Raw genomic sequence first — 14,685 nt, forward strand, 5'->3', positions numbered from 1 at the left:
CGACCTTCTTCAACTGCCTGACCGGCTTCTACAAGCCGACGCTCGGCAGCATCCGCCTCAACCACCCGCAGCGCGGACCGATGCGCCTCGAGACGATGGCCAGCCATCAGGTCGCGCGCACCGCGAAGGTCGTGCGCACCTTCCAGAACATCCGCCTGTTCCCGAAGATGACCGTGCTCGAGAACCTCGTCGTCGCCCAGCACAACACGCTGCAACACGCCTCGCGCTTCTCGCTCGCCGGACTCCTCGGCCTGCCCGTATACCGGCGCGCCGAAGCGGCGGCGATCGGCCGGGCGGTCGGCTGGCTCGAGCGGCTGAAGCTGATCGACAAGGCCGACACCGCCGCCGGTGCGTTGCCCTACGGCATGCAGCGGCGCATCGAGATCGCCCGCGCGCTGTGCGTCGAGCCGCTGCTGCTCTGCCTCGACGAGCCCGCCGCCGGACTCAATCCGCGCGAGTCCGGCGAACTCAATGAACTGCTGGTCCACCTTGCACGCGACGAGGGAATCTCCATTCTGCTGATCGAGCACGACATGAGCGTGGTGATGACTGTCTCCGACCATGTCTGCGTGCTCAACTACGGCCGCAAGATCGCCGAAGGCACGCCGGCGCAGGTGCAGCGCGACCCGAACGTGGTCAAGGCCTACCTCGGCGAGGAAGACGCCGGCGAAGAACTGCCTGCGGAGGCCGTCCGATGATGCTCCAGCTGTCCGGCGTGCATGCCCACTACGGCCACATCCACGCGCTGCACGGCGTCGATCTCTCGGTTCAGGTCGGCGAGGTCGTCACGCTGATCGGCGCCAATGGCGCCGGCAAGTCGACACTGATGATGACCCTCTTCGGCCAGCCCCGCGCCTCGAGCGGACGGATCGTCTTCGACGGCGAGGACGTCACCGCGCTGCCGACGCACGACATCGCCCGCCGCGGCATCTCGCTGGTCCCCGAGGGAAGGCGCATCTTCCCGCGGATGACCGTCCTCGAAAACCTCCAGATGGGCGCCGTGCTCGGCGACCCGGCGAACCTCGCCGTCGACCTCGAACGGATGTACGCGCTTTTCCCGATCCTCGCCGAGCGCAGCGAGCAGCGCGCCGGAACGCTCTCCGGCGGCGAACAGCAGATGCTGGCCATTGCCCGCGCACTGATGAGCCGCCCACAGCTGCTGCTTCTCGACGAACCGTCGCTCGGCCTCGCACCACTGTACATCAGGAAGATCTTTCAGACGATCCGTGAGCTCAACCGTGACCACGGGATGACCATCCTGCTCGTCGAACAGAACGCACACCACGCGCTGCGCGTTGCGCACCGCGGCTACGTCATGCAGCACGGCCAGATCGTCCTCTCGGGCAGCGGCCGTGAACTGCTCGCCAACCCGGAGGTGCATGCCGCCTACCTCGCCGGCGACCGCGCCAGCGGCGCCTGAACCCCGGTGCGCGGCCGGCACACCCTGATGCGATGAGGCGCGCGCCAGTGCGATGAACGCGCTACCCGGGGCAGCCCGGCCCGCGCAGATCGTGACCAGCCGCGAGACCGGCAGGCCGCCGCGCTGGCTGCCCTTTCTCGTCCTCGGCATCGGCCTGCTGGCGATCTCCTTCGGAGCGATCCTCGCGCGCTTCGCGCAGGCGAATGGCCTGCCGTCGCTGGCCATCGCCACGCTGCGCCTTGGCCTCGCCGCGCTGATCGTCACCCCGCTGGCGCTCTGGCAGTCCGGCCGGACGTTGCGCGCGCTGACCCGCCGACAGGTCCTGCTCACCGGCGGCGCGGGCGTCTTCCTCGCCGTGCATTTCGCCACCTGGATCACCTCGCTCGAGTACACGTCGGTGGCCAGCAGCACCGCGCTGGTGACCACCAACCTGCTGTGGATCGGCATCGCCTCGTTCGTCCTGTTCGGCGAGCGGCCGGGCTCGCTGATGCTCGTCGGCATCGTCATCTCGCTCTCCGGCAGCCTGCTGATCTTCTGGAGCGACAGCCGGGCGAGTGTCGCGGGCAGCGCCCCCCTGCTCGGCAATTTCCTCGCCCTCGCCGGTAGCTGGTGCTTCTCGGCCTACCTGCTGATCGGTCGCCGGTTGCGCGCGAGCCTGCCGCTGCCGGCGTACGTGTGGCTCGCCTACGGCAGCGCCGCGTTGTTCCTGGTCCTCGGCTGTCAGGTGAGCGGCACGGCGCTTGCCGGCTACAGCGGCGCGGCCTACCTCGTCGCGCTGGGTATGGCGCTCGGCCCGCAACTGCTCGGCCATACCTCGTACAACTGGTCGCTTAGGCACGTCTCGCCAACCTTCGTCGCCGTCGTCACGCTCGGCGAACCGGTCGGCAGCGCCGTCCTCGCCTGGCTTTTCTTCGGCGAGTCGTTCGCGCCGGCCCAGGCGGTCGGGTTCGTCCTGCTGCTTGCCGGAATCTACCTCGCCGCCCGCGGCGAAGGACGGTGACCGGCGATCCATGCTCATCGCGAGCGCGACGCTGGTTGCGCCAGTGCATCGAGCCGACTGCGGCCTCCCCCCGTCTTGAAATCTTCGCCAGCAGACCCTATCATTAGCACTCGCTAGCATCGAGTGCTAATAACCAAGCTTGGCCCCGGCGACAGCGCCTACCGGGCCGCAGCAGGGGACTGCTGCTACCGTCAACCTGTTCTACCAAGGAGAAAGTGCATGAAGATTCGTCCGTTGCATGACCGCGTGATCGTCAAGCGTCTTGAAGAGGAACGCCGGACAGCCTCCGGCATCGTCATCCCCGACACCGCTGCCGAGAAGCCCGATCAGGGCGAGATTCGCGCAGTGGGCACCGGCAAGCTGCTCGAAGATGGCAGCATTCGCCCTCTGGCGGTGAGAGTCGGCGACCGCGTGCTGTTTGGCAAGTACGCCGGGCAGACCGTCAAGGTCGAAGGCGAAGAGCTGCTCGTCATGCGTGAGGAAGACATCATGGGGGTCATCGAGGGCTGATCCCGGAGCTCTGGCGCAATCACCCCGGCCGGCCTTCCCGGCCTCTCTCTTTCTGATCAGAATCATCAAGGAATTCCAGGAGTTATCGCTATGACAGCCAAAGACGTAAAGTTCGGTGACGTTGCTCGCGCGCGGATGGTCGAAGGCGTGAACATTCTCGCCGACGCGGTCAAGATCACTCTCGGCCCGAAGGGCCGCAACGTGGTACTCGAGCGCTCCTACGGCGCGCCGACGGTGACCAAGGACGGCGTTTCGGTGGCCAAGGAAATCGAGCTCAAGGACAAGTTCGCCAACATGGGCGCCCAGATGCTCAAGGAGGTCGCCTCGAAGACCTCCGACATCGCCGGCGACGGCACGACCACGGCGACGGTTCTCGCGCAGTCGATCGTCCGCGAAGGCATGAAGTACGTTGCCGCCGGAATGAATCCGATGGACCTCAAGCGCGGGATCGACAAGGCCGTGGTGGCGATCGTCGACGAATTGAAGAAGCTGTCGAAGCCGTGCTCGACGAGCAAGGAAATCGCCCAGGTCGGCTCGATATCGGCCAACGCCGACGTCGCGATTGGCGACATCATCGCCAAGGCGATGGACAAGGTCGGCAAGGAGGGCGTGATCACCGTCGAAGACGGCAAGTCGCTGAACAACGAACTCGACGTCGTCGAGGGCATGCAGTTCGACCGCGGCTACCTGAGCCCGTACTTCATCAACAACAACGAAAAGCAGAATGCGATCCTCGAGAATCCGTTCGTGCTGATCTTCGACAAGAAGATCTCGAACATCCGCGATCTGCTGCCGGTGCTCGAGCAGGTCGCCAAGTCGGGACGGCCACTGCTGATCGTCGCCGAGGATGTCGATGGCGAGGCGCTCGCCACACTGGTGGTCAACAACATTCGCGGCATCCTCAAGACTTGCGCCGTCAAGGCCCCGGGCTTCGGCGATCGCCGCAAGGCCATGCTCGAAGACATCGCGATCCTCACCGGTGGGCAGGTGATCGCCGAGGAAGTGGGCCTGACGCTCGAAAAGGCGACGCTTGCCGAACTGGGACAGGCCAAGCGGATCGAGATCGGCAAGGAGAACACAACGATCATCGACGGCGGTGGCGCTGCGTCGGCGATCGAGGCGCGTGTGAAGCAGATCCGTACGCAGATCGAAACCGCGACCAGCGACTACGACAAGGAGAAGCTGCAGGAGCGTGTCGCCAAGCTCGCCGGAGGTGTCGCGCTGATCAAGGTGGGCGCGGCGACCGAAGTCGAAATGAAGGAGAAGAAGGCACGCGTCGAGGACGCCCTGCACGCGACCCGGGCGGCAGTCGAAGAAGGCATCGTGGCGGGTGGCGGGGTCGCACTGCTACGCGCGCGTGCCGGCCTCCACTCGCTCAAGGGTGACAACCATGACCAGGATGCAGGCGTCAAGATCGTCCTGCGCGCGATGGAACAGCCGCTGCGCGAGATCGTCGCCAATGCGGGAGACGAACCCTCCGTGGTCGTCAATGCGGTCATCCAGGGGACCGGAAACTTTGGCTACAACGCGGCCACCGGCGAATACGGAGACCTCGTCGAGATGGGCGTCCTCGATCCGACCAAGGTCACCCGCACGGCCCTGCAAAACGCGGCGTCGATCGCCGGTCTGATGCTGACCACCGACTGCATGGTCGCCGAACTCGTCGAAGACAAGCCGGCCGCCGGGCCCGGCATGGGCGGAGGCATGGGCGGCATGGGCGGCATGGGCGGCATGGATATGTAATCTGTCGCTGCAACCCGGCAAGCGGAGCCCCCGACAAAGCGGTGAGCGTAGAGGGGGCTCCGCTGCGTTTACGTGGTGCCTCGACACGCGTGAGGCGACCACCCTACGCGCTCTCCGACGCGGCACGACGCAACCGGCCGCCCGACCTAGCCGGCCAGCGTCTTTGCGGAGCACGGCATGCGGCGTCTGCGCCACGGTGTCACGACGAGCGGCGAAGTCGAAGCTTGAGACCGGGCCACGCTACCGGACCGTGCCTTGTCGTTCTTCACCCGACCAGGACGTGAGCTCCGCCGGCCCACCAGCGTCCGCACGGCCAGCGTAAGCCGGCAGCACCTTCCAGTGCGCGAACGCCGCAGCCTGGCCGGTGACGGCCTCGAGTCCAGGCAGATTCCAGACCGTCGCTCCGGTGATCAGGAAGCGTTTGCCGCTCGCCGAGATGCGCACCCCGGCGTAGTCGTCGATGAAACCCCGTGCCCTGACGCAGTCGAGCAGGCGCTGCCTCTCGTCGCGCTCGAGCGGTTCCGCCGACAGTCGGGAAGGCAGGTGGACCATCTGCGACCACGACATCTCGAACAGCTGCTGCGCGGCACGGTTTGCATAAAAGAATGTCGGGTCGGGCGAAGCATCGTGCGCGAGCACCACGAACGGGGCCTCGTAAAGAAGCCTGCCCGAATCCCCGCCTGGCGGGATACCCGGGAGCAGCGATCGCCTCAACAAGCTCTCGTAGCTCGCCAGGATCAGGTTCGCGCTTGCTGCCTGAAAGTCATTGGCCTCGGTCGGCTCGCCGCGATCGAAAGACGTGAGTGTGCTCATTGACCTCTTCCCGCGCGATCGGTGAGCAACGCGCAGGCAGACTATACGCGACAACCGCGCGGCCTTCGACCTCCAGTCTCGCCCGGCAGGATCGACGGGAGGGCGAAGAGCGAGGCACCATCGCAGACGCCGACTTGCCCCGCGAGCGCACGCAGGCAGCTTGCCCGTTCGGCAGCGGGTGTCGAGCATCGGCCGTGACGGGCCCACCCAAGCATGGCAAGATGCGCGAATGCGACGAGGCTGGACTGGTCAGCTGCTGCGGGTCGGGTCGACGACCATCGCTGCTCTTCGGTCGAGGCCGGCCCGTGATCCTGCGGCGGCGGGACAGGAGTGGCGAGCCCGCCGGCAGCCGATGGCTACGCTCGCAGACTTCGGAGAATGATCTTGGCCGGATGGAGGGCCACTCACAGGATGCCTCGGCACGCCGTCCGACTCCTCACAGTCGGGGAGCGCTTGCTCTACGTGACGCGGCCGCTGGTCGCCAGACCAGCACTCCTCGTCGCTCTCGGCGCGATCGTCCTGGCGCTTGGCGTGTTCTCGATGATCGTCGACCCGGGATTCTTCCGCCTCGCCATCCTGCCGTTGCTGCCTTTGCTCGGCGCCTCGGCCGGACGCCTGCTGCACGCACCGGTGGTCTTCGTGACTGACCGCCGGGTCGTCTCGGCAGGCCGCTGGCTGCGACCACGCTCGATCGATCTGCCGAGAGTGAGGGGTGTGCGCGTCCGGCAGACGGCGCTGGAGCGTCACGTGGGTCCCGGCGCAGTGGACGTGCTCGTCCAGCCGGTCGAAGACGTCCGGGAAGGAGTCTTCCTGTGCTGCAACTTTGCGGCGCTTCCCGATCCGCAGGCTCTTGCGTCGGCAATCTGCGCGGCCGTGGCCGCCAGCGGCCGCAACACCACAGCTGAAGCCCATGGGCCAACTTCCTGAGCCGCTGAGCCCGCGACCGGCTTCGCCCGACGCTGCGCCCGCTGCCGGAGGGCCGGACCTCGACTCCCCGATGAGCATTGAAGAAGCCGCGGTCGGTTGTCTGCTCGGCACCGCTGTCGGCGATGCCCTGGGACTTCCCTGCGAGGGACTTTCCGCACGACGACAGAAGCGCTGGTGTCCGACGCTCGAAGGCTACCGGATGCTCTTCGGCAAGGGCCTGTGCTCGGACGATACCGAACACAGTTGCCTGCTCGCCCAAGCCATCCTCGCTTCGGGCGGAGACGAGTGGGTCTTCGAAGAGGATCTCGCCCGGCGACTGCGCTGGTGGCTGGCCGGCCTGCCAGCGGGAATCGGTTTCGCCACACTGCGCGCGCTGCTCAAGCTCTGGCTGTTCCTGCCACGCCGATTCCGCGGCGTGCGCTCCGCAGGCAACGGACCAGCAATGCGCAGTGCCCTGCTCGGGGTCTGCTTCGCTGACGATGAGGCCCGGATGCTTCGCCTCGTCCAGGCCAGCACGCGGCTGACGCACACCGATCCGCGCGCCGAGTGCGGTGCGCTTGCCGTTGCCCTCGCCGCGCGCTGTTCGATGCGCGGCGAGACCTTCGATGCGCTGGTCGACGACCTCGCTCGTCTCGGCGCGCGAAACGCTTCGCCGGCCTTGGAACTGGTCGGCCTGTTGCAGGCGCTGCGCGCCAGCGTCGTCCGTGGCGAACCGACCGACTCGTTCATGCGCCGACTGGGTTGCACGAACGGCGTCTCCGGCTACATCTACCGGAGCGTCCCGGCCGCACTGCATGCCTGGCAGTCGCATCCGCGCGATTTCGCGGCTGCGGTGAGCGCAGTCATTCGCTGCGGCGGTGACACCGACACAACCGGGGCGATCGTCGGCGGAATCGTCGGAGCAGGCGTGGGCAGCAAGTGCATTCCCGATCGCTGGCTCGACGACCTCGTCGAATGGCCGCGTACCGTCGAGTGGATCGAAGACCTCGCCCGCAAGGCCGCTCGAGCAGCGCACAACGGAGCAACCGACAGCCATCCGGTGTCGGTCGCCGGCCTGATGGCGCGCAACGCGCTCTTCCTTGTCCTCGTACTGGCGCACGGATTCCGGCGTCTTCTGCCGCCCTACTGACTCGGCAAGGGCCGACCCGGCAGCCGCCGCACCCGGACCGGCCACTCGAAGAGCGCCGCTCTCGGGCGCCGTGAGGCGGATCCGCGAAGATCACGGTAAAGCCCGTCGCGCGCGTGTCGACCCGGACAGCCCGTCCGGAGACCCATCCACCAGCGCTAGAAATGGTCCATGAATAAAAGGCCGAGGTCCGCTGCCCAAGCACTCGCGCTGCCGGCGAAAGACACCCTGCGATCCGGGACCCCCAGCGCCCAAGGCGAGTGACGGAATGCGTCGAACCCCGGGACGCTGCTGCAGAACTGCTGCAGGAATTGGGGAGAACCGGACGGCTATGCACGACGTCTTCGTCAGCTACGCTCGGGTCGATGACGAAAGCCCGACCGGAAGCGGCCACGGCTGGGTGACGACCTTCGAGCACTGGCTGTGCGAGGCGCTCGAGCGGCCGCTCGGCCGGCGCCCCGACACCTGGATGGACTGGCAGTTGGCCGCCAATGCGCCGCTCACGGCCACCCTGCTCGACGAAGTGCGCAACAGCCGCTCGCTCGTGCTGATCCTCTCTCTCGGCTACCAGAACTCGCCATGGTGCGAGTTCGAGCTGAACAATTTCCTCGGGCAACATCCGCCCGTCGGCGGTCGTGAGGCAATCCTCGTCGTCGAGATCTATCCGGTTGATCGCCACAGGCTCCCCGCGCGCGTCCAGGAACTGGTCCCGGTCCAGTTCTGGGAAGCCGGTATCGACGACCGGATCCCGCGGACACTGGGCTGGCCCACCGTCGACCCGGACGAACACAACCCGTACTGGGCGAAGCTCAATTTCCTCGCCTACCAGATCGCCGCGCAGATCAGCGTGCCGATCACCAGAGTCCTCGAACCGCCACCGTCAGCCGCGCCCGTCGTCTGGATCGCCGATCCAACGCCGAAGGTCGTCGAATACCAGGATGAACTCGCCGTCGCGATCACCCGGAACGGTGGCACCATCGGGCCGAAAGCACGAGTTCGAAGAAGCCGAACGTCGGGCCCGCAGCGAGAGCGAGGCCCGCCGGCGTGCCGAGCAGGATGCGGCGAAACAGAGGAGACTCCAGCGCTGGCTGATCGGATCGCGGGTGTTGCTGGTCGTTCTGGTCGTTCTGCTGTGCGTCACGGCGTGGTCACTCTGGCACGCGCGACAGACCACCAAGCTGGCGACGATCGGCCCGCTCGTACTCGAAGGCCCGGCGATGGTCAGTGGTCAGCTCGGCAACAGCCCGGTTCTCGGCCTTCTCGAAGCGTTGGCCGCCTATCCTGCGAGGCCCTGCAGGCCGGCGACCGGGCGGGGGCAGGTCCTCGGCACCAGAACCCACGCCGTGGAAGCGCAGCACCAGCTCACGGGTTCGGGCGGTCGCGGGATCGGGCAGTGCGATGATGCGATCGTCGTGCACGGCCTGGACTCCCTTCACGCCGCAACGCCGCCTGCGCCGAACACGTACGAATCCATGGCCAGCATGCCGTGCGCGATGCCACCCTCGATTGCACTGACCGGAAGAATCGTGTCTGCCGCACCGACAGCCACGAGCAGCGGCCAGAAGTGCTCAGCAGTCGGGTGGACCCTCCGGGCGTCCGGCGCATCGTCCAGTGTGCGCAGCAGCCGCGCCCGGTCTCCCTGCTCGACGGCCTCGCGCACCCACGCCGCGAACTTCACCACGTACGCTTCGTCAGGTCCGTACCCGCTGCGGAACTCGTAAAGGTTGTGCGTCAGGCTGCCCGAGCCGACGATCAGAACAGCCTCATCGGCCAGCGGCGCGAGCGCCTGCCCGAAGGCCAAGGCTGCCTGCGCATCCAGCCGGGATGGCAGCGACACCTGGAACACCGGCACGTCGGCCTCCGGATACAGGTAGCGCAGCGGTACCCAGGCACCATGGTCCAAACCGCGCCGTTCGTCAGCCTGTGCTTGCCAACCGGCGTTCTGCAGGCACGCCACCGCCCGCTGCGCCAGCTCGGCGTGACCGCGGACCGGGTAGTTCAGCTGGTAGAGGGCCGGGGCAAACCCGCCGAAGTCGTGCATGGTCTCGGGTTGCACGGCGGTGCTCACGCGCGGCGTGGGCGTCATCCAGTGCGGCGAGACCACCAGCGCCGCCTCCGGTCGGGGCAGCGTCCGGCCCAGCGCCGTCAGCCGGGGCCCCACCAGGCCGGGCTCGAGCGCGAAGGTCGGTGCGCCGTGCGAGACGAACAGGCTGGGCAGGCGTGACATCAGCGCTCTCTCCAGTGCGCTGCGAAGACCGCGATCAGCCGGGCGCAGGCGAGTGCCGCGGCAGCAGGCCGAACGAGCGCACCGACGACCAGTGCCAGACCCGCGAAGAATTCGGCGAGACCAGCCAGCAGCGCCATCAGATGCCCCGGGTTCAGACCGATGGAGGCGATGAACCGACCGCCACCTTGGAGGCCGTAACCGCCGAACCAGCCGGACCGTTTCTGAGCGCCGCGCTCGGCGAAGATGATGCCGACCGGAAAGCACAGGGACACGGCTCCGGCGCCGTCGTCGGTGGCCAGCACGCGTTGCAGGAATGAGTTGCCCGTGTGATGTCTAAACAAGTTGTGTGTACTTCAGGCCTGCGGATCCAGGTCGGCGCGATCGCCGGGCCCAGACCAGCGCCATGGCCGGGGTAGATGCTCAGAGAGGCAAGCGGCTCGAGGTCGCGTGCGTTCTTCAGACCGCCAGCGTCGACCACGTCAAAGCCGATGCTCCGGGCCGGCGCTGAAGCGGTCTGCTGGGCGCAACTCCATTGGCCAAATGGAAATGGATCGACGAAGCTGTGACGAACTTGCCAACCTGCATTCCTGGACAATTGGCCGTGGAACCAACCGGCCGAGGTGCCGCGAGTGGCTTGCCCGTACGCCGGCAAAGTGACCCAGATCCCGCCGCCTCGGACGCGCGAGGCGGCTCGCGTGACACTCCTCATGGGCTCGCACCCCTGGCGATCAGTTCGCGCAGGAAGCGCACGGGGATCGCGAAGCTGATCCCCGACGGCTTGCTGAGCATTGACTCCTTGCTTTCCTTGACGAAGACCATGTTGAGCAGGCCGATCACCTGTCCGTGGTTCAGCTCGAAGAGCGGCCCGCCGCTGTTGCCCGGATACGCGGTGGCGTCGAGCTGATAGATGTCGAAGGCGCCGCTCCTGATCTGCTGCACGACACGCGCGTTGATCTGCCGGGCGTTCGCTGCGGGCACGGCGATCGGGGTTATCGCGGAGATTATCCCGCGATGGGTGACCGGAGAAAGACCCAGGACGGCACCGATCGGGAAGCCGGTGAAGGCCACCGACTGGCCTTCGCGAACGGCGTCGGCCTCGTCGAGCGAAAGAACCGGCAGCGCCGGGCCGTCGATCCTCAACAGTGCGAGGTCATGCACATTGTCGACCGCCACGATCCGTGCGGCGCGCTGCTGCATCGTCGAGCCCGTGACGCGCGCGACAACCACCAGCCGCTCTCCGCCAGCCTCGTCGATCGCAGCCTGGATCACGTGGTGGTTGGTCGCCACCAGCCGGCCATCGCCGACCGCGAAGCCTGTGCCGCGCATGACGAACGGCGGGCTGCGTGTCAGCTGATGCGTTCCGACGACGACGACCGACGGTTTCACCCGGTCGATGATTTCCGGAAGGTCGGCGCGAACGATCCCCGGACCGGCCAGGACCACGGCGATCAGCACCCGAGCGAAGAAGCCGGACCTCGATCGAGGCATCGCGAGAAACGCATGGCGCAGCGCGCGGGCCGCGAGCGGAAGCAGCAGGACGAGCAATCTATTCCTCATTTCGTGAACCGGTCGGCATCGCCGCGGACACGCTCGCCGCGCAGCGATTCGGCAGGCTTGCGGCGATATCCGGTAGCAGCCCCCTACTTCGCCTCCCGAATTTTCGGCAACTCCGGAGAAGGCGCCGTTACGCGCGCGTCGTAAGGGTGTTCCTCACCCCTGAACAGACTCAGGATTCTCTTCACGTAGCCGCGCGTCTCGGCGTACGGCGGTACGCCCCGATAGCGATTCACTGCGCCCTCTCCGGCGTTGTAGGCGGCGGCGACGAGACTGACGTCGCCCTCGAAATAGGCGAGCAACCAGCGCAGGTAGGCGAGCCCGCCCCGCAGGTTCTGCTCGGGATCGAAGGGCTTGCTGACGTTGAACCGCGCCGAGGTGTCCGGAATCAGCTGCATCAGCCCCTGCGCGTTCTTGTTCGAGACGGCCTGCGGATTGAAGTTCGACTCGGCGCGAATCACCGCCAACGCAAGCCGCGGACTGACCCCGTACTCGGGCGCCAACTGGTTCACCAGGCCGACGACCACCTTTTGTGCCTCGCCGTTGGGGATCAATACGTCCCTGGCGTCCTCGAAGGGAACGACTCCGCGCAGGCACGGCGGAGTCTGCGACGTCGGTTCGCCGACGAAGCGCTGCATCCGTTGCGACTGGACGTGACCCTGCTTCGCCGCCATGGCGAAGAAGTACGCGGCGCGGGCGTCGTCGCGCTCGACGCCACGGCCGTTGGCGTACATCCAGCCGAGGCTGAACTGCGCCTCGGCGTCGCCGAGGCGAGCCCCTTCGCAGTACACCCTGGCAGCCCGTGCGTAATCCCTCGGTACGCCCTCGCCGTGCTCGAAGGCGACGGCCTCCCTGCGCAGCGCGAGCAGGCGCTCACCGTCTGCGTCACGGGGTGCCTCTCTGGCCAGCGCCAGAGGAGCACACTGCACGACGAGGCCGAGCAGGCCACAGAAAACCAGCGCGCCCTTGCGCACGAGAGCGGAGCAGCGCACGCAATCGGGCGACATCAGCACACTCCCTCGGTCACCGCAAAGCGCGCCAGGTACCAGGGCATCGCGGCGCGAATGCCTTCTGCGAGCCGATGCGTCGGCAGGTAACCCAGCAGACGTCTGGCCTTGCCGATGTCGGCCTGCGAATGCCGCACGTCGCCCGGCCGGAAGTCGCGATAGACGGGCCGCAGATCGCGCAGCCCGGGCCTGACACCGGCCAGGGCGTCGCGGAGAATCTCGAACAGCTGGTTCAGCGAGGTGCGGTCATCGACGGCGACGTTGTAGACCTGATTGACGGCCTCCGGATTCGCGGTCGTCGCGGCCAGCAGGTTCGCCTGAACGGCGTTGTCCACGAAGCAGAAGTCGCGGCTCGTTTCACCGTCACCGTTGATGCTCACCGCTTCGCCGAGCAGCATCGCTCGTGCCCAGCGCGGTATCACCGCGGCGTAGGCCCCTTCGGGATCCTGCCTCGCGCCGAAGACGTTGAAGTAGCGGAGGCCGATCGAGGCGAAGCCGTAGCAACGTGCGAAGACCTCGGCGTACAGTTCATTGACCAGTTTGCTGACCGCGTACGGAGAGAGCGGCCGGCCAATGCGCTCCTCGACCTTCGGCAACTCCTGGTGGTCGCCATAGGTCGAACTCGACGCGGCGTAGACGAAGCGCCTGACGCCGGCGTCGCGGGCGGCAACGAGAAGGTTCAGGAAGGCATCGACGTTCGCCGCGTTGGTGGCCAGCGGATTGGCCAGCGAGCGCGGTACCGAGCCCAGCGCCGCCTGGTGGAGCACGAAGTCGACCCCGCGACAGGCCTCGCGACAAACCGCCGGGTCACAGAGGTCGGCCTCGATGAAGCGATGACGGCGCCACTGTTCCGGTCCGACCAGATCACGCACTTCGTCGAGGTTGCGCTGGTGGCCGGTGGCGAAGTTGTCGAGTCCGACGACCGTCTGACCGAGGCGGAGCAGCTTCTCGACAAGGTGCGAACCGATGAAGCCGGCGCTGCCGGTGACCAGCCACGACGCGGGCTGGCCGCGCAATCGCTCGGTGGCGGCGACCAGCGCCGGCGGCGCGCCAGGAATCAGAGGCGCCACACCGTCACTCCGTGCTCACGCAGTTCGCGTTCGCTGAACATGCTCTTGACGTCGCTGAGCACGCCGCCCGGCTCGAGCTTGCCGACGATCTCGGCGACCGGTCGCGCCCTGAACTGGCGGTGGGCAACTGCGGCGACGATTGCTGCCGCTCGTGGCAGTTCCTCCCAGGGGACCGGTTCGACGCCGTATTCGTGGCGGGCTTCGTCGGGGTCGGCGACCGGTTCGTGGACCACGACCTTCGCGCCGTATGACTCGAGCTCGCGGATCACGTCGATGACCCGCGAGTTGCGCAGGTCGGGACAGTCTTCCTTGAAGGTCAGACCGAGGATGATGATCGGAGCGTTCCTGACCTGCCAGCCGTTACGGACCAGCTGCTTGACCGTCTGCTCGGCGACGAACTTGCCCATCCCGTCGTTGATCCTCCGCCCGGCGTTGATCACCTCCGGGTGATAGCCGAGCATTTCGGCCTTGTGGGTCAGGTAGTAGGGATCGACTCCGATGCAGTGCCCGCCGACGAGACCCGGCCGGAACGGCAGGAAGTTCCATTTGCTGCCCGCGGCTTCGAGCACCTCGAGCGTATCGATGCCGATGCGCTCGAAGATGATCGCCAGTTCGTTCATCAGTGCAATGTTCAGGTCACGCTGCGTGTTCTCGATCACTTTGGCCGCCTCGGCGACCTTGATGCTCGATGCCGGGTACACGCCGGCAGTGATCACGCTCGCGTACATTTCGCGCACCCGCTCGAGCGTCGCGGGAGTATCACCCGAGACGACCTTGACGATCCGGGTCAGCGTCCGCTCCTTGTCGCCCGGGTTGATTCGCTCGGGGGAGTAGCCGACGAAGAAGTCCTTCTTCCAGGTCATCCCCGAATGCTTTTCGATGATCGGGATACAGACCTCTTCGGTGGCCCCTGGATAGACCGTCGACTCGAAGACGACCGTCGCGCCGCGCTTGAGGTTACGGCCGACCGCTTCCGACGCTCCGATCAGCGGGGAAAAATCCGGCTGATGTGCCTGGTCGACGGGCGTCGGCACCGCGACGATCACGAAGTCCGCGTCCGCGAGTGCGGCCGGATCGTTGCCGACCTCGAGGTGAATGGCCTCCTTCAGGTCGGCACTGCTCACCTCGCCGGTCGGATCGACATATTGCCGATACTGGGCGACCTTGTCCGGCGACAGATCGTAGCCGATTGTCCGGTGTTTCTTGCCGAACTCGACTGCCAAAGGCAACCCGACGTAACCCAGCCCCACCACTGCGACAATAGTCATCTGCTCTGTTCTTCCTCTCG

General features: G+C 66.8%; 15 protein-coding genes and 1 pseudogene. 8 read left to right on the plus strand and 8 right to left on the minus strand.

Going from position 1 to position 14,685, the window contains the following annotated elements:
• The 5 genes from NFW05_RS16300 to groL all read left to right on the plus strand — a co-directional run.
• Positions 1–698, plus strand: a 698-nt coding sequence (locus NFW05_RS16300) for an ATP-binding cassette domain-containing protein (protein ID WP_295309368.1), incomplete at its 5' end; no start/stop codon positions are given.
• Entirely contained in the window at positions 698–1,420 is a 723-nt protein-coding gene (locus NFW05_RS16305; protein WP_295309560.1) for an ABC transporter ATP-binding protein, read from the plus strand. The genes NFW05_RS16300 and NFW05_RS16305, both read left to right, overlap by 1 nt.
• Positions 1,421–1,472: 52 nt before the next feature.
• The gene (locus NFW05_RS16310) at positions 1,473–2,420 is read left to right on the plus strand and encodes a DMT family transporter (protein WP_295309371.1); all 948 of its coding nucleotides are present in this window, start codon (positions 1,473–1,475) and stop codon (positions 2,418–2,420) included.
• A gap of 219 nt (positions 2,421–2,639) precedes the next feature.
• Positions 2,640–2,930: a co-chaperone GroES gene (locus NFW05_RS16315; RefSeq protein ID WP_295309374.1), complete on the plus strand. Its 291-nt coding sequence runs from the start codon at positions 2,640–2,642 to the stop codon at positions 2,928–2,930.
• Positions 2,931–3,020: 90 nt separating this feature from the next.
• The gene (gene groL / locus NFW05_RS16320; protein WP_295309376.1) at positions 3,021–4,673 is read left to right on the plus strand and encodes a chaperonin GroEL; all 1,653 of its coding nucleotides are present in this window, start codon (positions 3,021–3,023) and stop codon (positions 4,671–4,673) included.
• 240 nt (positions 4,674–4,913) lie between these two features.
• Here groL and NFW05_RS16325 read toward each other — a convergent pair whose 3' ends face one another.
• Positions 4,914–5,486, minus strand: coding sequence for an MEKHLA domain-containing protein (locus NFW05_RS16325; RefSeq protein ID WP_295309379.1), 573 nt, complete (start codon positions 5,484–5,486; stop codon positions 4,914–4,916).
• A 453-nt stretch (positions 5,487–5,939) separates the two neighbouring features.
• On the opposite strand from NFW05_RS16325, the gene NFW05_RS16330 reads away from it, so the two are divergent.
• From NFW05_RS16330 to NFW05_RS16340, 3 genes are all read left to right on the plus strand, one after another.
• The gene (locus tag NFW05_RS16330; protein WP_295309381.1) at positions 5,940–6,413 is read left to right on the plus strand and encodes a PH domain-containing protein; all 474 of its coding nucleotides are present in this window, start codon (positions 5,940–5,942) and stop codon (positions 6,411–6,413) included.
• 70 nt (positions 6,414–6,483) lie between these two features.
• Positions 6,484–7,542 (plus strand): ADP-ribosylglycohydrolase family protein, encoded by a 1,059-nt coding sequence (locus NFW05_RS16335; protein WP_295309384.1) that lies wholly within the window; start codon positions 6,484–6,486, stop codon positions 7,540–7,542.
• Positions 7,543–7,870: 328 nt separating this feature from the next.
• Positions 7,871–8,941 (plus strand): toll/interleukin-1 receptor domain-containing protein, encoded by a 1,071-nt coding sequence (locus NFW05_RS16340; RefSeq protein ID WP_295309387.1) that lies wholly within the window; start codon positions 7,871–7,873, stop codon positions 8,939–8,941.
• A gap of 30 nt (positions 8,942–8,971) precedes the next feature.
• On the opposite strand, the gene NFW05_RS16345 is transcribed toward NFW05_RS16340, so the two are convergent.
• From NFW05_RS16345 to NFW05_RS16375, 7 genes and pseudogenes are all read right to left on the minus strand, one after another.
• Positions 8,972–9,766 carry a class III extradiol ring-cleavage dioxygenase gene (locus NFW05_RS16345; protein WP_295309389.1) on the minus strand — a complete coding sequence of 265 codons (795 nt, stop codon included), beginning with the start codon at positions 9,764–9,766 and terminating at the stop codon, positions 8,972–8,974.
• The gene (locus tag NFW05_RS16350; protein ID WP_366918271.1) at positions 9,766–10,107 is read right to left on the minus strand and encodes a DoxX family protein; all 342 of its coding nucleotides are present in this window, start codon (positions 10,105–10,107) and stop codon (positions 9,766–9,768) included. The genes NFW05_RS16345 and NFW05_RS16350 overlap by 1 nt, the downstream gene beginning before the upstream one ends.
• Before the next feature lie 17 nt (positions 10,108–10,124).
• A pseudogene (locus NFW05_RS16355) lies at positions 10,125–10,289 on the minus strand (NADPH-dependent F420 reductase); the annotation flags it as partial.
• Positions 10,290–10,471: 182 nt separating this feature from the next.
• Positions 10,472–11,323, minus strand: a complete 852-nt coding sequence (locus tag NFW05_RS16360; protein WP_295309392.1) for a serine protease — start codon at positions 11,321–11,323, stop codon at positions 10,472–10,474.
• 83 nt (positions 11,324–11,406) lie between these two features.
• Entirely contained in the window at positions 11,407–12,327 is a 921-nt protein-coding gene (locus NFW05_RS16365; protein ID WP_295309395.1) for a transglycosylase SLT domain-containing protein, read from the minus strand.
• Entirely contained in the window at positions 12,327–13,388 is a 1,062-nt protein-coding gene (locus tag NFW05_RS16370) for an SDR family oxidoreductase (RefSeq protein WP_295309564.1), read from the minus strand. Before NFW05_RS16370 ends, NFW05_RS16365 begins: the two co-directional genes overlap by 1 nt.
• Entirely contained in the window at positions 13,385–14,665 is a 1,281-nt protein-coding gene (locus NFW05_RS16375) for a nucleotide sugar dehydrogenase (protein ID WP_295309398.1), read from the minus strand. Before NFW05_RS16375 ends, NFW05_RS16370 begins: the two co-directional genes overlap by 4 nt.
• Positions 14,666–14,685: the final 20 nt, after the last annotated feature.

This window comes from Accumulibacter sp. (assembly GCF_023806625.1).
Taxonomy (GTDB): domain Bacteria; phylum Pseudomonadota; class Gammaproteobacteria; order Burkholderiales; family Rhodocyclaceae; genus Accumulibacter.